The organism is Asticcacaulis taihuensis (assembly GCF_900100255.1).
Taxonomy (GTDB): Bacteria; Pseudomonadota; Alphaproteobacteria; order Caulobacterales; family Caulobacteraceae; genus Asticcacaulis; species Asticcacaulis taihuensis.
The window spans coordinates 1,400,949-1,421,214 of the sequence record NZ_FMTS01000001.1 but is presented as its reverse complement, the minus strand read 5'-3'; the positions used below and the strand labels follow the sequence as shown (position 1 = coordinate 1,421,214).

Here is a 20,266-nt window from a genome sequence, read left to right as displayed (position 1 = left end):
GCGCTCACCCTCCGCGCGAAAAACGCAACCCGCGTGACTCCTTTCTGACTCAATGCCTGTGTAAAAAGTCATACTTCGGTAACTTTGGTTAAAAAATCTTACCAAAACAGGTTCCTTTTTAGCCGACTCAAGTTATCGGGTAACTATTCGTTAAGCATAGTTGTAGTCTCATAAGACCCTGGCATCGGGGATCGGAAAACTCATTCGTTCGTCCCGGACGGAGAACCGAATGGGAGAGATCATGAAAGGTTCACTGGATAACATGGCAATTCATCTTTCTGCGCCGCGCGCAACAGAATTGAAGCCGCGTATCGTCGTGTTTGGAGTGGGCGGAGCCGGGGGCAACGCCGTAAACAACATGATTGAAGCCGGCCTCGAAGGCGTGGAGTTCGTCGTCGCCAATACTGACGCCCAACAGCTCCAGTTTTCGCGCACCGAGGCGCGCATTCAGCTTGGCGTCGGTATTACCCAGGGGCTGGGCGCGGGTGCGCATCCCGAAGTCGGCATGACCGCCGCCGAAGAATCCGCCGACATGATCACCGAGCACCTCGAAGGGGCGCACATGGTGTTCATCACCGCCGGCATGGGCGGCGGCACCGGCACCGGTGCGGCCCCGATCATCGCCAAATGCGCCCGCGAGCGCGGTATCCTGACCGTCGGCGTGGTCACCAAGCCCTTCACCTTCGAGGGCCGTCACCGGATGCGCCTGGCCGATGCCGGCATTTCCGAGTTGCAGCGCTATGTCGATACCCTGATCGTCATTCCGAACCAGAACCTTTTCCGTATCGCCAATGAGCGCACCACCTTCGCCGAAGCCTTCGGCATGGCCGACCAGGTGCTGCACGCCGGCGTGCGGTCGATCACCGACCTGATGGTTCTGCCGGGCCTGATCAACCTCGATTTCGCCGACGTCCGTTCGGTCATGTCCGACATGGGCAAGGCGATGATGGGCACCGGCGAAGCCTCCGGCGAAGACCGTGCCCTGCTGGCGGCGCAGAACGCCATCCAGAACCCGCTGCTCGACGAAACCTCGCTCAAGGGCGCCAAGGCCGTGCTGGTGAACGTCACCGGCGGTCTCGACATGACCCTGCATGAAGTCGATGAAGCTGCCAATGCCATTTCTTCGGAAGTCGATCCGGAAGCCAATATCATCTTTGGTGCCGCCTTCGATCCGAACCTGGAAGGCAAGCTGCGCGTATCGGTCGTCGCCACCGGTATGGACGGCGTGGCCTTGCAAACGCCGCTGACGAACGCCAATTCGACCCCGAAAACCACTACGCCGCCGCCGACCTTCGGCCTTGGCTATGGTTCGCGCACCGAAACGCCGGCCGCTGCGCCTGTGGCGTCAGCCCCTGCACCGGCTCCTGTCCAGGCGGCAGAGGCTCGTACCGCACCCGGCGCCTCGGCACCGGTGAGACCTGTCGCTGTCCAGCCAGCCGCGCGCTCAAGCCTGTTTGAAGAGCGTCCGACGCAGCCGACCATCACGCCGGCGGCTGCGCCCGCTCAGGCCCCGGTCCAGTCACAGGAACCGCGCGTCATCAGCCGGATCGTCGATCCGATGGTTGAAGATGAGGAAGCACCGGCCGTTTCAGCGCCGGCTCCCGCCCCGCGCCCTGCTGTGACACCGCAGATCCAGCGCCCGAACCCTTACGCCCATACTGCCGCCCCGCGCCCCAGCCAGCCGGCCCCCGCGCCGCGTCTGAACACCGAAGACGAAGGCCGTGAATCCTTCTGGCGCGGCCTGTTCCCGCAACGCCAGAGCGCTCCGGCCGCGCCGGTGGCCCAATCCGCGCCTGTCCAGGACGAAGCCGATCGCTATGTGCCCGGCCAGGCTCAGGCCAAGACGAATCTCAATCCGGCCACGCGCTCGGAAGTCCAGCCGTCGATGGATACGGAGGACGATCTGGAAATCCCTTCTTTCTTAAGGCGCCTCGCTAATTAAAAGCTTGTTAAGCAAGGCGTTACAAACGGAAATAGAAGTTCGTTTGTGAACGGGCGTCAAAAATGAGATATCGAATGCGGGCCAGAAATGCGCCCGCATTTTTTTTGCGCCGGATTTTATGTACGCGGGGGCGGCAAGAAGGTGAGCGTCATGTTACCTGATCAGAACGAACAGACCCTGGCCCATGCGGCCATCATCGCCGGCATCGGCGTGCATACGGGCGTGCCTGTGCGTATGGTCGTGCGTTCGGCGCCTGCCGGCGCCGGTGTCGTGTTCGTGCGCTCCGATATCACCGACCGCGATAACCGCGTCCCGGCCTTGGCCCACAATGTCACCAAGACGACCCTGGGCACCGTCATCACCAATGCCGCCGGCGTTTCCGTCTCGACCATCGAACACGTCATGGCCGCGTTCGCCGCCCTGAGCATCGATAACGTCATTGTTGAACTGGATGGTCCGGAAGTGCCGATCATGGATGGCTCGGCCCTGCCGTTCGTGCAACTGCTCGACCAGGCCGGTTTCCGCCGCCAGGCCGTGCCGCAACAGGTCATCGAGATTCTGAAGCCGGTCGAGGTCATCGAAGGCGACAAGCGCGCTTCGCTTAAGCCGGCCGACCAGTTTGAAGTCCGTTTTGAAATTGACTTTCCTGGCACCCCCATCGGCCACCAGGTCGTTGATCTCGCCATCACCGAGCAGTCCTTCCGTGACGAGTTGTCGGCGGCGCGCACCTTCGGCTTCCTCGAAGGCGTCGAAGCCCTGCGCAAGGCCGGCTTGGCCCGCGGTGGTTCGCTGGATAATGCCATTGTCATCGACGGCGACGTGATCCTCAATGAAGGCGGCCTGCGCTTCGCCGACGAATTCGTCCGCCACAAGGCCCTCGATGCCATCGGCGACCTGTATGTGCTGGGTATGCCCATTCTTGGCAGGTTTGAAGGAATCCGCGCCGGTCACGGCCTTAATAATGCCTTGGTCCGTGCCCTATTGTCGCGTCCGGATGCCTACCGCATCGTCACCCGCGGCGCGGCTCTGGCGGATGTCGGCTGACTGGTTAATTACGGTTGGCGCGCGCGCTGCGCTCGTGTAGATGTATCCTCGAACAAAGATTTTACGGCCGGTCGAACGGCTGTCATCAAGAGGATGAATAGGTTGAGCGTTGTGGGGCTTCTCAAGAAATCGGCCATAGTTATCCTGCTGGCCAGTGTCTCCGTAGCCGGTCTGACCGCCTGCGCCGGCAAGGGACCGAAAGAGCATCTGGTCTATGAGGAGCGTCCGGTGGAACTGCTCTACCAGACCGGTATGCAGAAGCTGGACGAAAAGAGCTGGTCCGACGCCGTCACCTATTTCGAGGAAGTCCAGCGCCAGCATCCCTATTCCGAATGGTCGCGCCGCGCCATCGTGATGACCATCTATGCCAATTACCAAGCCGATAAATATGCTGAGGCGACCACCGCCGCCGACCAGTTCATCAAGCTCTATCCGGGCAGCGAACTGACGCCCTATGCCTATTACATGAAGGCGATCTGCGCCTTTGAACAGATCGTCGATGTCGGCCGCGACCAGGGCTATACCGATAGCGCCAAGGCCCTGCTGACCGATGTGGTGCGCCGCTATCCGGACAGCGAATACGCCAAGGACGCGCGTATCAAGCTCGACATGGTGCAGGATCAGTTGGCCGGCAAGGAAATGGATGTCGGCCGCTGGTATCTGAACGACAACCAGCCGCTGGCCGCCATTGGCCGCTTCAAGACCGTGGCCAGCGATTACCAGACCACCAGCCATACGCCGGAAGCGCTTTATCGCCTGGTCGAAGCCAATGAAATGATGGGCCTGCACGATGAAGCGACGCGTGACGCCGCCGTGCTGGGCTATAATTATCCGGGCGACCGCTGGTATTCGGCGGCCTACAAGCTCCTGAAGGAAAAGGGCGCCACGCCGGCCGTTGCCCCCGATCCGAAGGGCAAGAAGGGACCGGAGGCGCCGGACCTGAAAAAGAAAAAAAGCTGGCTGAGTTTCTGGAAGTTCAATTAAGACGAAATATCTGAGTTCTTGAATTGTTCTCATTTGTGTGATTGTATGGGGCGGCTGCCGGTGAATCGGCAGTCGCCTTCTTGATTCGGTGCCCGATGCTGACACGTTTGACGATTGCCGATGTGGTCCTGGTTGACCGGCTGGAACTGGATATCCGGCAGGGCCTTAGCGTGCTGACCGGGGAAACCGGCGCGGGCAAGTCGATTCTGCTCGATTCTCTGGGCCTGGCCACGGGGGCGCGCGCCGATAGCGGCCTGATCCGCGCCGGCGCGCCGCAGGCGTCGGTGACGGCGGAATTCGAGATTGCGGCAACCCACCCTTTGTATGATTTCCTCGAAGACAAGGGGCTGGCCCTGGAGCCGGGTGAGGCCCTGCTGCTGCGCCGCGTGGTCGGCCGCGATGGCCGTTCCAAGGCGTTCGTCAATGATCAGCCGGTCAGTGTGGCGGTGCTCAAGGCGCTGGGCGACAGCCTGCTGGAGGTCCACGGCCAGCATGAAACGGTGGGCCTGCTCGATGCCCGCTCGCACCTGGGGATGCTGGATAGTTATGGTGCCTGTGGGCCGGAACTGGCGAAGGTTTCCGATAGCTGGAAGGCGCTGAAGGCGATCCGCGACGAACACCGCGATCTGATGAAACGCGCCAGCGCTGATAAGGCCGAACTGGAAACCCTGACCCTGCGTTTGCAGGAACTGGACCGGCTCAATCCGCAGCCTGATGAAGAGGCGACCCTGGCCTCGGAGCGCGCCCTGCTGGGGGCTGGCGAACGGGCGCTAGAGGATATCAGCGAGGCACGCAGTGCCGTGGGCGGCGAGCAGTTGTCGCAGCGGCTGGTCAAGGCGTTCCGGGCGCTCGATCATGCCCGCACACGCGCCATGCAGGCCGGGGCTACTTCGGAAGATTCGGTGCTGGCGCGGCTGACGGCGGCGGCCGATGCGCTCGATCGCACCCTGATTGCCGCCGATGAGGCCCTGGCCCTGATGGATCAGGCGGCGGATAGCCTCGATGTCGAGCCGGGGCAGCTTGATCGCGTCGAGGAGCGTCTGTTTGCCCTGCGCGCCATGGCCCGCAAGCTTGGCGTGCTGGTGGAAGACCTGCCGAAAGAACGCACACGCATTGCCGCCAGCCTGAACCAGATCGAGGATCTGGATGCGCATTTAAGCCGCCTGACCATCGCCATGCACGCGGCGCAGAAGACCTTCCATGCCGCTGTCGAGGCTCTGCGCGCCAAACGCGGACAGGCCGGCGAGGCGCTGGCGGCGGCGGTGATGAGCGAGCTGGTGCCGCTCAAGCTCGACAAGGCGCGTTTCCGTGTCGCCCTGCGGCCGCTGGAGCCGGAGCGCTATGGCCAGACCGGCGGCGATGTGGTCGAATTTGAAGTCAAGACCAATCCGGGCGCGGAATGGGGTGGTCTAGGCGCCATTGCCTCCGGCGGGGAACTGGCGCGTTTTGCCCTGGCCCTGAAGGCGGCGCTGGCGTCTCGCGGCGGTGAAGATACCATCGGACCCGTGATGATCTTCGATGAAGTCGATCAGGGCGTCGGCGGCGCAGTGGCCGATGCCGTGGGCTTGCGGCTCAAGCGCCTGGCGCAGAACCAGCAGGTGATCGTGGTGACACACTCGCCGCAGGTCGCGGCGCGCGGCGATCAGCACCTCAAGGTCTCCAAGGCCGAGCATAATGACAGCGTGCGCTCGACCGTAACCGTGCTGGAGCCCGATGCCGCGCTGGAGGAACTGGCACGGATGCTTTCCGGCGCCGAGATCACGCCGGAAGCCCGCGCGGCCGCCATTCGACTTAAGGCCCCGGAAGGCGTATAATAGCCGGGCTCTTTTGAAAGAGCGCCAGGAGGCGGCCATGCTCAGGTTTATCCGCGAGATTATCCTGCTTGTCGTTCATTTTGCCTACAGCGCCTTGCTGACTGTGGGCATCTGCGTCGGTGTCACCCTGCATACCTATGGCCTGCAATACCGCTTCACGCCGGAGTTCGCCGGCAAACTGCACAGCTATATCAATTTCGGCCTGGTGGTCGGTGCGCTCTATTGCCTGATCATCCTCTGCTATCTGCTTACGCGGCGCAGCCTGGAAACACGCGGGGATGAACCGTGGAACAATACTGACAATCTGGGGTGAGTGTGGCAGTAGAAAGGGCGAAACGACCAGAGGCCCTTCATGACTATCGACGACGCCCGCGCCCGCCATGCCGAGCTTGCCACGCAGATCAGGCATCACCGCGACCTGTATTATAACCAGGAAACGCCGGAACTGACCGATGCGGACTATGACGCTCTGGAAGCCGAGCTGCGGGCGCTGGAAGCCGATTTTCCCGAATTGAAAACGCCGGACAGCCCGACCCAGACCGTCGGCGGCGTGGCCTCGGCCAAGTTCTCGCCGGTTCAGCATGGCGTGCCCATGCTGTCGCTGGATAATGCCTTCACTGCCGAAGATGTGACCGATTTCGAGGACCGTATCCGCCGGTTTCTGCGCCTGCCGGAAGACGAGGTGATCTCCTTCGCCGCCGAGCCCAAGATCGACGGCGTGTCGTGCAGCCTGCTCTATGTGAAGGGCGAACTGGTGCGCGCCGCCACGCGCGGCGATGGCCGCACCGGCGAGGATATCACCGAAAATGCCAAAACCATCAAGGATGTGCCGCATCATTTGAACGGCGCCGGCTTCCCCGACCGCATCGAAATCCGTGGTGAGGTCTATATGCCGTTGATGGAATTCGCCGAGATGAACGCCCGCGCCATCGAGGAAGGCACCAAGACCTTCGCCAACCCGCGCAATTCGGCCTCCGGCGCACTGCGTCAGCTTGATGCCAGCATTACGGCCGCGCGCCCTTTGCGCTTCTTCGCCTATGCGTGGGGGGAGGTCAGCGACGAAAACTTTGTCACCACCCAATCCGACGCGCTGGAAAAATTCCGCGAATGGGGCTTCCAGGTCAATCCCAACTCACGGCGCGTCGAGGGGGCAAAAGGTTTGCTGGAAGTCTACGATCATATCGGCAAGGAACGCTCCGGGCTCGGCTACGATATCGATGGCGTGGTCTATAAGGTCGATCGGCTGGATTGGCAGCGCCGTCTGGGCTTTGTGTCGCGTTCGCCGCGCTGGGCCATCGCCCACAAGTTCCCGGCGCAGCAGGCGCTGACCCGCCTTCAGGCCGTCGATATCCAGGTCGGCCGGATGGGTACGCTCACTCCGGTGGCGCGGCTGGAGCCCATCAATGTCGGCGGGGTGGTGGTCACCAATGTCACCCTGCATAATGCCGACGAGATCGAGCGCAAGGATATCCATATCGGCGACATGGTCCGCGTCCAGCGCGCCGGTGATGTCATCCCGCAGATCGTCGGCGTGGAGCTGAACGAACGGCCGGCGAATGCCCCGAAATACGAGTTCCCTACCGTCTGTCCGTGCCCGTTGAAAACCGAGGTGGTGCGCGAAACCAATGCCAAGGGCGAGGAAGGCGTGGCGCGCAAGTGTTCCGGCGACCAGGCCTGTCCGCACCAGCGCATCGAATACCTGAAATATGTCGTCAGCCGCCGTGTGCTCGATATCGAGGGGCTCGGCGAAAGCAATATCGAAATATTTCACCGCGCCGGAATCCTCAGCGAACCGGCCGATATCTTCCGCCTGCATGAACGGGCCGATCAGGTCCGTGCCGCCGTGCTGGAAGAGCGCAAGCGCCAGTCGGCCCTGCGTCAGGAAAAGAAGGGCGAAAGCTCCGCCAAGGCCCTGTCGGACTCTGATCGTGCCTTCGCCGGTATCGATAAGCTGTTCGATAATATCGAGGCGCGACGCGATCTGCCGCTGGACCGTTTTATCGCCGCGCTGGGCATCAAGCATATCGGCGAAACCACCGCCCGCCTGTTGGCCAGGGCCTATGGCAGCGAGCGTCATTTCCATGAGGTGATGGTGGCGGCGGCCGGCGGTGACGAAGTAGCCCGCGAAGGCATTTCGCACCAGGACCAGATCGGTCCGGTGGTCGCCGGTGCTCTGGTCAGCTATTTCGCCCATCCCTATCAGCGCGAGATTTACGAGCGCTTCCTTAAGCAGTTAAAAGTGCAGGATGCCGAGGCCGTGGCCGGCGATCATGCCGTCAGCGGCAAGACGGTCGTCTTTACCGGTTCGCTGGAACGCTTTACGCGCGACGAGGCCAAGGCGCAGGCCGAGCGCCTCGGCGCCAAGGTGGCCGGTTCAGTCTCGGCCAAGACGGATTATCTGGTGGCCGGCCCCGGCGCGGGCTCCAAGCTGAAAAAGGCCGCCGAACTGGGCGTCACCACGCTCACCGAGGACGAGTGGCTGGCGATGATAGGGGAAGACTGATGAGTGGCGATATATCTCAGATTTTCAGCACGGGAATAGCGCTGATAGGTGGCTTGGGCTTAGGCTCTTTGCTCACAACCTATCTGAAAGACAGGTTTGATCGTAAGCACTTCAAATATCGGGAAAAGTTGAACGTCTATGCCGGATATCTGGAGGCGTTACAGAATAGTGTCATCAACACTAATGAGGAAACCAAGCAGAAGGTTTCTATTGGCAATTAAGTAATGAGGCTGATCTCTCCAAGGAAAATTGATGAGATTGCCTACGAGTTTTACAAGAAGGATCGCGTGCAAGATTTTACGTCACTGCGTGACGAGATCGTGCATGAAATGAAACGCGATCTGGATCGCTCTATTTGACGTGAGCCAACAATAATTCCCCTCTCCCCACATAGTGGGGAGAGGACGAGAGCCGAACGTAGTGAAGGCGATCGGGTGAGGGGCATTTCTCAGGCGGCTACAAGCCCCTCACCCGACAATCTGCGGCTTCGCCTTGCTTGTCGTCGGCACCGGCCGCCCGGCTCTCCCCATGGTCATGGGGAGAGGGGAGAAGGATACTACAACGGCTTACATGCCTCGATAAGCCAGCCGCGTACTTCGTCGGAAACCAGCGGGCTGAGCAACGCCACGCAGCGCGCGTGGTAGCTATCCATATAGGCGCGCTCGGCGGGGGTGAGCAGCGACACATCGATCAGGTTGCGGTCGATCGGCGCCCAGGTCAGGTTCTCGAAGCGGTGCATCGGGCGTTCGCCACCGGCGGGGATTTCCGCCTCGGTGACATATTGCAGGTTCTCGATTCGGATGCCGTATTCGCCCGCCTTGTAGAAGCCCGGCTCATTGGAAACGATCATGCCGGTTTGCAGGGCGTAACGGTTCAAGGCCTTGGCGATGCGTTGCGGGCCTTCGTGGACGCCGAGATAGACGCCGACGCCATGACCCGTGCCGTGGTCGTAGTCAAAGCCCTCGGCCCACAGGAACTGGCGCGCCAGGGCGTCGAGATGCGTGCCGGTGGTGCCGGCGGGGAACTTCACGGTGGCCAGGGCAATATGGCCTTTCAACACCAGGGTGAACATGCGTTTGTGTTCGGCGGTTGGCGCGCCCATGGCCACGGTGCGGGTCACATCGGTGGTGCCATCGAGAAACTGGGCGCCGGAATCGACCAGCAGCAGGTTGCCTTTCGCCGTCTTGAGATCGCTCGACACATTGACCTTGTAATGCGGCAGCGCGCCATGCGGGCCGAAGCCGGAAATGGTGTCGAACGACAGGTCGCGGATATCCGTTCCTTCGTTCTTTGGGCCGGCCTTGCGGATCTGTTCCAGCTTTTGCGCCACCTCGATCTCGGTCGGGAGGGTGTCCTGCGCCTCGGTGGCGACCCAGTAGAGGAAGGTGGTGAGGAGTGCGCCATCGCGGATATGGGCGGCGGTGGTGCCGGCGATCTCGACATCGTTCTTGCAGGCGCGTGGCAAAAGGCAGGGATCATCGGCGGTCAGGGGGGCGGCGCCGGCGGTCTTTATAGCCTCCAGCCAGTAGGCCGAGGAGAGATTGGCGTCGATCAGCACATTTTGACCGGCGAAGGCTTTCAGGCTTTTGGTCACGTCCTGCGGGCCGGCAACGCTGACCTCATTGCCCAGCCATTCGAGCAGGCCGTCGCTGATCTTGGCGGGCTCGATGAAGAGGTCGGCGGAACCATCGCTTTTCAGGATGGCCTGGCCGAGCGGCAGGGGCGAGCGGATGACATCGCCGCCGCGGATATTGAACAGCCAGGCCAGCGACGACGGCGCGGTGATCAGGGCGGCGGCGATGCCGTTGGCTTTCAGGGTAGCGGCCAGGTGCGCGCGTTTATCGGCGGAGGCGACACCGGCATATTCGAGCGGCTGCGGCACGATCAGGGCCATGGGCTGCGCCGGGCGGGCACTTCCCCAGGCGAGGTCAAGCGGATTGGGCGAAACGGATTTCAGCGTCACGCCCGCGCCGTCGGCGGCGGCCTGCAGGGCATGGAGGCTGAACGGGCTGATGAGGGCCGCATCATAACCAATGACCGATCCGCGCGGCGCTTTCGCCACCGTATCGGCCAGCGAACTGGCATTGAAATCCTCGACCGAGAAGACCGACGGATCGGTCTGTTCGCGCGATTGCAGGGTATAACGGCCATCGGCGAAGAGGATGGCGCGGTCCATGAAGATAATCGCCGCGCCGGCCGAGCCGGTAAAGCCGGAGACCCAGGCCAGGCGCTCATTGGCGTCCGGCAGGTATTCGTTCTGGTGCTCATCCTCGTGGGGGACGATAAAGCCGTCCAGACCCATCTTCCGCATTTCGACACGCAGGGCAGCCACATTGGCCACGCCCTGCGACGGCTGGGTGGTGACATCGAAGTGCTGGAAGTGAGCGGTATCGGCGGTCATGGTCGGGCCTCTTCATCTGATGCCCCTATATAGACCGCCGCCGCGTCGTTTCAAATGATCTTAAAGCCTACTCAAGCTGAATCTTGGTGATGTAATAGGGCTTGTAGGCATCGGCGCCGCCCTGAATGAAGATGTCCTCGATCATCTTGTCATCGGCGCCGATATCCTTCAGCGGCACCTCGGCGACTTCCCAGGTCTTCACTTTTGGCGCGATGGCATAGTTGGATTCGATGGCCACGCCGCCGGGCGCCTTGACCTTGACCATCAGTTGCTGGCCGCCATCAGTTCCGCCATTGATATAGAAGGTCAGCTTGGTATAGCCCTTGGTCGAAATAGCCGAATGGTGCAGGTCCAGCGCCGACCACGGCGTGCCCTCGACCTTGATCGGCTTGACCTGGCCGGCGGGCACGGACATTTGCAGGGTGACGCCCCAGCTCCAGTTCTGCCAGTCGTTTTTCAGCTCATCGTCATAGATGACCATGGGGGCTGGCTTGGCTTCCTGCGCCAGGGCAGGGACGGCCGCCAGCAGGGCGGCGGACGCAAGTGTGGCGGTGATGATTTTTTGCATGAACATTGGCGCTCTCCCGGTAAAACCCATTTGGCGGGTTTCTTTTATTTGATTTATTTATTTTGCCGGAAAATCATACAATTTCAAGCGCGGTGGGAAATGATCCGTGAACTGTGGTTTTTGAGCAAATATGCTCCCCTGTAGCGAAGAGTACGGGGGAGGTGGCAGCGCGAGGCTCGAAGAGCCGGTGTCGCTGACGGAGGGGGCTATGTGATGTGAGGGGCAGGCCCCCTCCGTCGCGGACAAGCCGCGCCACCTCCCCCGCTTCGCAGGGGAGGAGAGAGTCAGACCTTCTGCATCACCAGGGTACACCAGGCATCACGATGGATGCGGCGGACGGTGCGGAAGCCCTTGCTGTGATAGGCCGCTTTCACGAAGCGTTCCTGGGTGCGCAGGAGGCCCGACAGGATGACCAGGCCCTTCGGCTTCAAGGCGCCACGGATGGCCATGGACAGGCCGACCAGCGGACGGGCCAGGATATTGGCGAAGACTAGGTCATAGGGGGCATCGGAACGCACCAGGCGGTGATCGAGCCCATTGGCATAGACAAAGCGCGCATGGCATTTGTTGAGCTTGGCGTTTTCGTTCGAGATGCGGACCGAAACCGGATCGATATCGGTGCCGACGGCGACACGTGTGCCGGTCTTGGCGGCGGCGATGGCCAGCACGCCGGTGCCGGCGCCGACATCGAGCACGCGGTCAAAGCGCTTCGATTTCAGCAGGTCGTTATAGGCGATCAGGCAGCCTACCGTGGTGCCGTGGTGGCCGGTGCCGAAGGCAGCACCGGCCTCGATACGCAGGTTGACCGTGTTATCCGGCGCGCGGCCGCGATCATGGATGCCGTAGACGAAGAAGCGCCCGGCGCGTACCGGCGGCAGGCCGGACAGCGCCATGGCCAGCCAGTCGGCATCGGCCAGTTGATCGGCGGTGACGGTCAGCTCCGGAAAGCCGGCCAGGACTTCCTGAAGGCGGGCGTCTTCTTCCTCGGTGGTCGGGAAGGCGTCGATGCGCCAGATATTGCGGTCTTCATCCTCTTCCAGGATCGAATAGGTGGCGCCTTCCAGCAAAACGTCGCCATCAATGGCTTCGGCGGCGCTTTCCGAGACTAGACGGGGGCCACGGGCGATGATTTGCTGCGGATTATAGGTCATATTGCTCTGCGTTAAGATTAGGAATAGGCTTTATTTGATTTGAACAGCCGATTCGGGTAACTTCATTCCAATGCGCGCTGGGTGCGCACTCCTGAACGGGGCATTTAAGGACAGACGATGGCGAGAGCTACCACAAAATCAACGACTGGTGAAAATAAAGACATCCCGGCCGACGCCGGCGTGAAGAAGACCCTGGCGCGCAAGGCGCCGGTGGAAAAGGCCGCGGCCCCCATCCAAAAGACTGTAAAGCCGGCCGCCAAGAAGGCCGTTGCCGCCGCGAAAGCCGCGCCGGCCAAGGCGGCCGCCGCCACCAAGACGGCCGCGACCAAGACCGCCGCTGCTGCGAAGGCCGCGCCGAAGAAGGCGGCTGCCGCCACCAAATCGATGGTTGCCGATGTGAAGAAGCCGGTGGTTGCCGAAGCGAAAAAGGTCGAGAAGAAGGCTGAAGCCGCCGTCAAGACCGTGAAGACGGCCGCTACCGCTGCCAAGGCGAAGGCTGTCAAGGCGGTTGCCGCCGCGCCGGCCAAGGCCAAACCGGCCGCCAAGAAGACCGCCAGCGAAACCAAGGCCAAGGTTGCCAAGGCTGTCGAAACTGTGAAGGCCGCTGCCGCCGAAGCCAAGGCCGATGTGGCTGAAAAGGTCGCCGATCTGAAGGCCGCTGCCGAACCGGCGGTCAAGGACGCGGCCGCCAAGGTCGAAGCCGCTGTCGATGCTGCCAAGGACAAGATCGACGATGCTGTTGAAGCGGCCAAGCCGATGATCGATGATCTCGCCAAAAAGGCCGATGACGTCACCGCCTCGGTGACACAAAAGGCCAGTGATTTCGCCTCCAGCACGGCCACCGCCGCCAAGAAGAAGCCCGGCTTCTGGGCTCGTCTCTTTGGCGCCAAGTAGCAGGGTCGCAAGCCTTTATTGGCGCTGCACCCGTAATTTTGAAGTTACCCCGTCAGTATCTCTGGCGGGGTTTCTTTTTGGCTCCAACTCCTCGCTCACTTTCCCCTCTCCCCATAAAATGGGGAGAGGGGAAAGTGAGCCAAACGAAGTGAGGGCGACCGGGTGAGGGGCCTTTTGCAATCGGGCACAGCCCCTCACCCGACAATCTAAGGCTTTGGCTACGCCTTCGCCTTGCTTGTCGTCCTCTCCCCATTTATGGGGAGAGGGGGAAGGCTAAGTATTTACGACTGTCTTCGGCGGGGTTTCTTTTTGCCTAAGGTAAGCGCATATGCAGGGCATGTCCCTGATCAATGCCCTCTACAGCCGCTTCGAGCGGATGATCGATCCGTTTGGTCCTCATGAAGACGGTCCGCCGCCCGATAAGCTGCTGCCCTTCTTCTGGCAGTTTCTCAAACAGGCGTGGCCGCTGTTCCTGGCCATACTGATCGCCGGCTTTCTCTATACGATCACCGAGGTGGCGGTCTTCCGCTTCATGGCGGATATCGTCGATTACCTGACCCACACCAGGCCCGCTGACCTCTGGCGCGCGCATGGCCATGACTTTATCCGCATGGCGGTGATCATAGGCATCGCCTGGCCGCTGATTGGCTTTATCCATTCTTTGTTCCTGCGTCAGGCGATCACCAGCAACTTTCCCAACCTGATCCGCTGGCAATCGCACCGCCATGTGGTGCGACAATCGATCGGTTTCTTCACCAATGACTATGCCGGCCGCGTCGCCTCAAAGGTGGTCGAAACGGCGTCTGCCGTGCGCAATACCCTGACGACCCTGTGCGATACCCTGCTGTACGTCGTCATCTATTTCGGCAGCGCCATCGTGCTGTTCTTTCAGGCCGACTGGCGGCTGGTGATCCCGCTGGTGGTGTGGAGTGTCGTCTACGGCCTCGTCTGCGCCTTTTTCGTGCCGAAGCTTGGCGTTGCGGCTAGCGAAGGGGCGGAGGCACGTTCGGCTCTTGTCGGGCGCATTGTCGATACCTACACCAATATCCAGACCGTCAAGCTCTTCGCCGGCACGCGCCATGAGGACGACTATGTACGCGAAGGCCTGCTGACCAACAGCCGCAAGTGGCAGGTGCAGGAACGGCTGATCACGGGGCTGGATAACAGCACGGCCGTCATCAACGCCCTGCTGCTGATCATCATGGCGGCGCTGGCCATCTGGCTGTGGAGCCAGGGCCTGATCACAGTCGGCGCCATCGCCCTGATCGGCGCCCTGACGCAGCGGCTGATCAGCATGTCGAACTGGGTGATGTTCCAGGTTACCAGCCTGTTCGAGAATATCGGCTCGGTGCAGAACGGCATCGAGACCATTTCGCGGCCGCATATGGTGGTGGACGTGGAAGCGGCGCCGGCGCTGGAAGTGCGCCAGGGCGAAATCCGCTTTGAGCATGTCGGCTTCGCTTACGGCGACCTGCCGGCAATACAGGATTTTAGCCTGACCATCGCGCCGGGGGAAAAGATCGGGCTGGTCGGGCCTTCCGGCGCCGGCAAGTCGACCCTCGTCAACCTGTTCCTGCGGCTGTACGACCTGAAAAGCGGGCATATCCTGATCGATGGCCAGGATATCGCCGGGGTCAATCAGGAGAGTTTGCGCGCCCATATCGGCATGGTGACGCAGGATACCTCGCTGCTGCACCGCTCGATCCGCGATAATATCGCCTATGGCTCACCGGGCGCCTCGCAGGCCGAGATAGACCGGGCGGCGGCGCGCGCTCATGCGGCGGGCTTTATCCCCGATCTCAATGATGGCCAGGGGCGCAGCGGCTATGACGCCCATGTTGGTGAGAGGGGCGTCAAACTCTCCGGCGGGCAGCGTCAGCGCATCGCCATCGCCCGCGTGTTGCTGAAGAATGCGCCGATCCTGGTGCTCGATGAAGCCACCTCGGCGCTCGATTCCGAGGTCGAGGCGGCGATCCAGGAAAGCCTGTTGGAACTGATGCAGGGCAAGACGGTCATCGCCATCGCGCACCGGCTCTCGACCATCGCCCGCATGGACCGCCTGGTGGTGATCGATGGTGGCCGCATTATCGAGACCGGCACGCATGACGAACTGGTGCGCTCGGGCGGGCTCTATGCGCGGCTGTGGGCGCGGCAGACGGGCGGGTTTTTGGCGGAGACGGTTTGACCTGAACCGCACTCTGGCGATAGCGGTAGCGTGAGAGGGCAAAGAATATCTGTGTAATCTGTGGATACCTCTTCTTGCCAGCGCCGGAACGCGCACGAAGGTTTGTTTTTTGATCCACAGATTACACAGATGTTCATGGCAATTACACGCTACCGCTATCGGTAGGAGCCCGTATTATTCTTATACCTCCCCGGCTATGCCGGGGAGGGGGACCGGCCGGCGAAGCGTCTTCAGCGAAGCCGGATGGTGGTGGGGCTTCTGGCTTCACTTAAGAAAGTAAGAAACCCCACCACCATTTCGCCTTTGGCTCATGGTCCCCCTCCCCACCAAAGGTGGGGAGGTACAAGGATTGACTCGAAAATATACCCCGTTACGCATAAAGTCGTTGCGCTTTGACCCTTGCGGACATAACGGATAGGCGCACGTTTTTTGCCGGTTATGGAGGGCGTTATGGGGTTGTTAGACTGGTTGTCCGGTTCGAAGAAAAAGCGACGGATCACCGCCACCAGCTTTACGCCGGAACTGGAAACCACCTCCGCCATTCAAGCCGGCCCATCCGATCCGACACCTCCCACGGAGCCCCCCAAGATGTCCAAAACCACCCGCACCGAAACCGATACCTTTGGCCCGATCGAGGTCGACAACTCGAAGTACTGGGGTGCCCAGGCCCAGCGCTCGCTCGGCAATTTCAAGATCGGCTGGGAAAAGCAGCCGCTGCCGATCGTGCGCGCCCTCGGCATCGTCAAGCGCGCCGCCGCCGAAACCAATATGGCGCTCGGCAAGCTCGACCCCGCCATCGGCCAGGCCATCATCACCGCCGCCAACGAGGTCATGGAAGGCAAGCTCGACGAGCACTTCCCGCTGGTCGTCTGGCAGACCGGTTCCGGCACCCAGTCGAACATGAACGCCAACGAGGTGATCTCGAACCGCGCCATCGAGATCCTGGGCGGCGAGATGGGCACCAAGAAGCCGGTCCACCCCAATGACCACGTCAATATGTCGCAGTCGTCGAACGACACCTATCCGACCGCCATGCACGTCGCCTGCGCCGAAGAGATCGTTCACCGTCTGCTGCCGGCGCTGCAAACCCTGCGCAATGCCCTGAATGACAAGGCCGAGGCCTGGAAGGACATCATCAAGATCGGCCGCACCCATACGCAGGACGCGACGCCGCTGACCCTCGGTCAGGAATTCGGCGGCTATACCCGGCAACTGACCAACGGCATCGAGCGCATCCAGCAGACCCTGCCGAAGCTGATGCAACTGGCCCAGGGCGGCACCGCCGTCGGCACCGGCCTGAATGCGCCCATCGGTTTTGCCGAAGGCGTGGCCGAGAAGATCGCTTCGATCACCGGCCTCGGCTTCACCACGGCGCCGAACAAGTTCGAGGCTCTGGCCGCCCACGACGCCATGGTCTTCTCGCACGGCGCCATCAATACGGTGGCGGCCTCGCTGTTCAAGATCGCCAACGATATCCGCTTCCTTGGTTCCGGCCCGCGTTCGGGCTTGGGCGAACTGGCCCTGCCGGAAAACGAGCCGGGCTCATCGATCATGCCGGGCAAGGTCAACCCGACCCAGTGCGAAGCGATGACGCAGGTCTGCGTGCAGATCTTCGGCAATAACGCCGCCCTGACCTTTGCCGGGTCGCAGGGCCACTTCGAACTGAACGTCTTCAATCCGGTGATGGCCTATAACTTCCTGCAAAGCGTGCGCCTGCTGGCCGATGCAGCCATTTCCTTCACCGACAACTGCGTGGTTGGCATCGAGCCGCGCCTCGACAATATCAAACGCGGCCTGGAAAACTCGCTGATGCTGGTGACGGCGCTCAATGGCAAGCTGGGCTATGACGCCTGCGCCAAGATCGCCAAGACCGCCCACAAGAACGGCACCACCCTGCGCGAGGAAGCCGTCGGTGGCGGCTACCTGACCAATGAGGAGTTCGACCAGTTCGTCCGTCCGGAAAACATGGTCCATCCGGGTTGATCTTGCGGGCGGCTTCAACTGCCATTCAGGCAAAGAAATAGGCGCGGGAGCTGGGCTCTCCGCGCCTTATTTACGCTTGATTACAGTAGCGCCTAGATGTGACCGACGCTGAGAAGGGCGGCCAGCATGAACAGGGTAAAGGCGGCCAGGCCGGATACGGCGGGGATAGAGAGGGACATGATCTGTTTCCTTATCTGAGGGGGAGGGGCTTACAGGCCGACGGTGGCCAGGGCGATCACCATGAACAGGGTGAAGGCAGCGAGGGCGGAGGCGGTGGCGAGGGGTACATAGGTATTGGTCATGGGAGTGATCCTTTCGGGAGGGTTTAGAACTGGCCGATGGTGAGCAGGGCGGCGATCATGAAGAGCGTGCCGGCGGCAAGGGCGGTGGCGGTGTAGAGTTGGGCAGTCATCGCTAAAATCTCCTGTGTGTTTGCTGCGATGACCCTCATATGCGCCTTCAACGTGCATAGTTCAAATTAATACCATGTCATGAATGAGATGTAATAATCGAACAAATTCAACATGTTAAAATTACAAAACGTTAATATTTGAAATTCTTTGTGCGGCGCAACAAGAGTTATGCGTGTGGTTGCGCGGGTTGGGAAAATTTCCGAAAATCAGGCGGTAATTTCGGATAAAATGTGTGCGACAGGCTGTCGCACTTGGACTTATTTTATGAGTGCCAACGAGGCTGATTTCCCTCTAGGCGGGGGCTAAGCGCCGTGAAGATGACGGAATGGCGCATATCCAAGGGGGCATCCACCTCTCCCCATTGTCATGGGGAGAGGGGGAAGGAACTGGTTTCACGGCGGATAAAGGATTTGCCATTCGAGCGGGTGTTACGTTCCTGTGCGGCCTGAAGCCATCGCTGGCGTCGGTTTAGCGGTGGCGTGGTGGCTATGTCAGGCGAGGGGGCGTCATCCGGCACGGTTGGCGCCACGTCCACGGGCTCGGCCATTGGCTGCCGGCCGGATTTGACCGGGGGCGTTTTCCATAGCTGGCTGAGCAGCCGGTCAATCACCATCAGCGTGCCGGCGGCGCGCATGATATCAGGCAGGGTTTGCGGCGCGGGCGTGGCGTCAAGCGCGGAGATCAGGCGTTCGGCGCGGCGGCGCACGTCGGGGCGGTGTGGGTGCGCCTGTGTCTGTGTGTGTGTCTGTGTCATGGGCATAGCCTATCCCATGGCTGGAATATGGGGATAAGTTGCCTGAGTGCGGGCCTCGTGGCCTAAGGGCGTAAAGAAGAAGCGAATCCACAGATTGCACAGATGGACACAGATTAAGAAAGGAAGGGGATTGGTTTGCCTGGTTTTCCGGTGTGCCGGGACCAGCCTGTTTTGAGCGCTTCGCGCCTTTTAAGCGTCTGAACATAAGCGCGGACTTCCGGGGAAATTCTGTCTTCCTTAATCTGTGCTCATCTGTGCAATCTGTGGATTCCCCTTCTTAAACGGAACCTCATTGCAGACTGTCGGCCAGAACGGTTTAATGCCCGATGTGCATTTCGCCGGAGCCGACCACCTTGGTGACCACAGCGCCGGTGGCCTTCATGATGCTGACATCGCCGGAGCCGTTGGTATCGACATTGACGGTGTTGGTGATGCCGCCATAGCTGACATCGCCGGAGCCTGAACCGCGCAGCACAAAGGCCGGTATCTGCCCGCCGGCGATCGACACGTCGCCGGAGCCGGAAATATCGAGATTGACCGGGCCGCCGACGCGCTGGACGGCGATGTCGCTGGAGCCGTTATTGACGACGCTCAAGCCGCCCATGATATCGCCGAGCGTCAGGTCGCCGGAGCCATTGAGCTGGACCTTCAGCGCGCCGCTGCGCTTGATGCTGACATCGCCGGCGCCCTGATTTTGCAGGGCGGTCGTGCTGCTCTGCTCGACATTGAAATTGCCGGAACCGGTCAGGACGGCCTGGAGATTGCGCACCGTACCGAGATTGATGTCACCGGAGCCCATATTGTCGACGATGCTGTCGCCGGCGCTGGCGACCGAGATCCGGCCGGGGCCGCTGTTGATGATATTGAGCGGTCCGGCCACGGGTTCGATGGCCCATTCGCCGCCGCCGTTCATGATGAAATCCAGGCTCTTGCTGGGCGAGACACGGCCGAATGTATAGGCCGAATCCTTGACCACGGCATTGGCCGGCACGCGGACAAAGACCAGCGGCAGGTCGGAGACATTGACCAGGCCGATGCCGGCGATATGGACCTTGCCGTTGCGGCTCGATACCTGGTCATCGTCATTGACATTGATGCGGAAGCTGAAATTCGGCTGGCGGCCGGAGCTTAAGTGGCCATTGAGCACGGTGGTGGAACCGCGCTGCGAAACCATCAGGGTCGGCACTTTCACGCTGCCGTAACGGACGCGGATATCGATATCGCTGCGGTCTTCCGGCGTGACGACGACGCGGGCGACCATGTCGCGCAGTTCGATCTGCGGGCCATCGCTCAGGAGGCGCAACTGGGCGGCGGCGCCGGTGGCGACCAGCAGGGCCATCAGACTGGCCGCACCTATGGCCGGGTAAATGATCTGGGTACGCATACTCTAACCTCCAAAGGCTGCGGCGTTTGGCCCATTCACTGTCGCGGAATAAGAAGCGCCAGAACAGGGCCGTTGCGGTGAGCCGAAGCCGGAAAATATCGATCAGTAGCGATCGAACTTGACGCTAAAGTGAAGGAAGCCCCCCCTGAAATCAAATTAAAAGGGGTTCATGAATGAGATGTAACCGGCTAAGCGACATTTTTTGCGCGCTTGGGTATGCGCTTAGGCGCCGCGCGGGCTTGCCTC

At 61.2% G+C, this 20,266-nt stretch carries 16 protein-coding genes; 10 read left to right on the top strand and 6 right to left on the bottom strand.

The genetic code is table 11. The features are described 5' to 3' along the window. Positions 1 to 262 precede the first annotated feature (262 nt). From ftsZ to BLO49_RS06650, 7 genes are all read left to right on the top strand, one after another. Positions 263 to 1,942: a cell division protein FtsZ gene (ftsZ, locus tag BLO49_RS06680; protein WP_090646223.1), complete on the top strand. Its 1,680-nt coding sequence runs from the start codon at positions 263 to 265 to the stop codon at positions 1,940 to 1,942. 150 nt (positions 1,943 to 2,092) lie between these two features. Beyond that, the gene (gene lpxC, locus BLO49_RS06675; RefSeq protein WP_090646221.1) at positions 2,093 to 2,986 is read left to right on the top strand and encodes a UDP-3-O-acyl-N-acetylglucosamine deacetylase; all 894 of its coding nucleotides are present in this window, start codon (positions 2,093 to 2,095) and stop codon (positions 2,984 to 2,986) included. 93 nt (positions 2,987 to 3,079) lie between these two features. Next, positions 3,080 to 3,970, top strand: coding sequence for an outer membrane protein assembly factor BamD (locus BLO49_RS06670; RefSeq protein WP_170828223.1), 891 nt, complete (start codon positions 3,080 to 3,082; stop codon positions 3,968 to 3,970). Positions 3,971 to 4,065: 95 nt separating this feature from the next. Beyond that, positions 4,066 to 5,784 carry a DNA repair protein RecN gene (gene recN / locus BLO49_RS06665; RefSeq protein ID WP_090645795.1) on the top strand — a complete coding sequence of 573 codons (1,719 nt, stop codon included), beginning with the start codon at positions 4,066 to 4,068 and terminating at the stop codon, positions 5,782 to 5,784. Between the two features lie 37 nt (positions 5,785 to 5,821). Beyond that, complete coding sequence (locus tag BLO49_RS06660; RefSeq protein WP_139159629.1) at positions 5,822 to 6,097, top strand: hypothetical protein; 276 nt, start codon at positions 5,822 to 5,824, stop codon at positions 6,095 to 6,097. A gap of 39 nt (positions 6,098 to 6,136) precedes the next feature. Then, positions 6,137 to 8,287 carry an NAD-dependent DNA ligase LigA gene (gene ligA, locus BLO49_RS06655; RefSeq protein WP_090645790.1) on the top strand — a complete coding sequence of 717 codons (2,151 nt, stop codon included), beginning with the start codon at positions 6,137 to 6,139 and terminating at the stop codon, positions 8,285 to 8,287. Further along, positions 8,287 to 8,508: a hypothetical protein gene (locus BLO49_RS06650; RefSeq protein ID WP_090645787.1), complete on the top strand. Its 222-nt coding sequence runs from the start codon at positions 8,287 to 8,289 to the stop codon at positions 8,506 to 8,508. Before ligA ends, BLO49_RS06650 begins: the two co-directional genes overlap by 1 nt. Positions 8,509 to 8,843: 335 nt before the next feature. Here BLO49_RS06650 and BLO49_RS06645 read toward each other — a convergent pair whose 3' ends face one another. The 3 genes from BLO49_RS06645 to BLO49_RS06635 all read right to left on the bottom strand — a co-directional run bounded on the left by BLO49_RS06645 (position 8,844) and on the right by BLO49_RS06635 (position 12,407). Next, positions 8,844 to 10,688 (bottom strand): aminopeptidase P family protein, encoded by a 1,845-nt coding sequence (locus BLO49_RS06645; RefSeq protein ID WP_090645784.1) that lies wholly within the window; start codon positions 10,686 to 10,688, stop codon positions 8,844 to 8,846. Positions 10,689 to 10,755: 67 nt separating this feature from the next. Further along, positions 10,756 to 11,262, bottom strand: coding sequence for a hypothetical protein (locus BLO49_RS06640; protein ID WP_090645782.1), 507 nt, complete (start codon positions 11,260 to 11,262; stop codon positions 10,756 to 10,758). Positions 11,263 to 11,540: 278 nt separating this feature from the next. Next, positions 11,541 to 12,407: a 50S ribosomal protein L11 methyltransferase gene (locus BLO49_RS06635; protein ID WP_090645779.1), complete on the bottom strand. Its 867-nt coding sequence runs from the start codon at positions 12,405 to 12,407 to the stop codon at positions 11,541 to 11,543. Positions 12,408 to 12,524: 117 nt separating this feature from the next. Here BLO49_RS06635 and BLO49_RS18380 point away from each other — a divergent pair, with 117 nt between their 5' ends. The 3 genes from BLO49_RS18380 (at position 12,525) to fumC (ending at position 17,469) form a co-directional block, all read left to right on the top strand. After that, positions 12,525 to 13,301, top strand: a complete 777-nt coding sequence (locus BLO49_RS18380) for a hypothetical protein (protein ID WP_170828222.1) — start codon at positions 12,525 to 12,527, stop codon at positions 13,299 to 13,301. 328 nt (positions 13,302 to 13,629) lie between these two features. Then, the gene (locus BLO49_RS06620; RefSeq protein ID WP_090645774.1) at positions 13,630 to 15,486 is read left to right on the top strand and encodes an ABC transporter ATP-binding protein; all 1,857 of its coding nucleotides are present in this window, start codon (positions 13,630 to 13,632) and stop codon (positions 15,484 to 15,486) included. Between the two features lie 588 nt (positions 15,487 to 16,074). Next, a complete protein-coding gene (gene fumC / locus BLO49_RS06615) occupies positions 16,075 to 17,469 on the top strand; it encodes a class II fumarate hydratase (RefSeq protein ID WP_090646218.1) in 1,395 nt (464 codons plus the stop codon). 325 nt (positions 17,470 to 17,794) lie between these two features. On the opposite strand, the gene BLO49_RS18660 is transcribed toward fumC, so the two are convergent. From BLO49_RS18660 to BLO49_RS06605, 3 genes are all read right to left on the bottom strand, one after another. Next, positions 17,795 to 17,920, bottom strand: a complete 126-nt coding sequence (locus BLO49_RS18660; protein ID WP_281187211.1) for a hypothetical protein — start codon at positions 17,918 to 17,920, stop codon at positions 17,795 to 17,797. Between the two features lie 326 nt (positions 17,921 to 18,246). Next, the gene (locus BLO49_RS06610) at positions 18,247 to 18,636 is read right to left on the bottom strand and encodes a hypothetical protein (RefSeq protein WP_139159628.1); all 390 of its coding nucleotides are present in this window, start codon (positions 18,634 to 18,636) and stop codon (positions 18,247 to 18,249) included. Between the two features lie 316 nt (positions 18,637 to 18,952). Next, positions 18,953 to 20,020, bottom strand: coding sequence for a GIN domain-containing protein (locus BLO49_RS06605; RefSeq protein ID WP_090645769.1), 1,068 nt, complete (start codon positions 20,018 to 20,020; stop codon positions 18,953 to 18,955). Between the last annotated feature and the right edge of the window lie 246 nt (positions 20,021 to 20,266).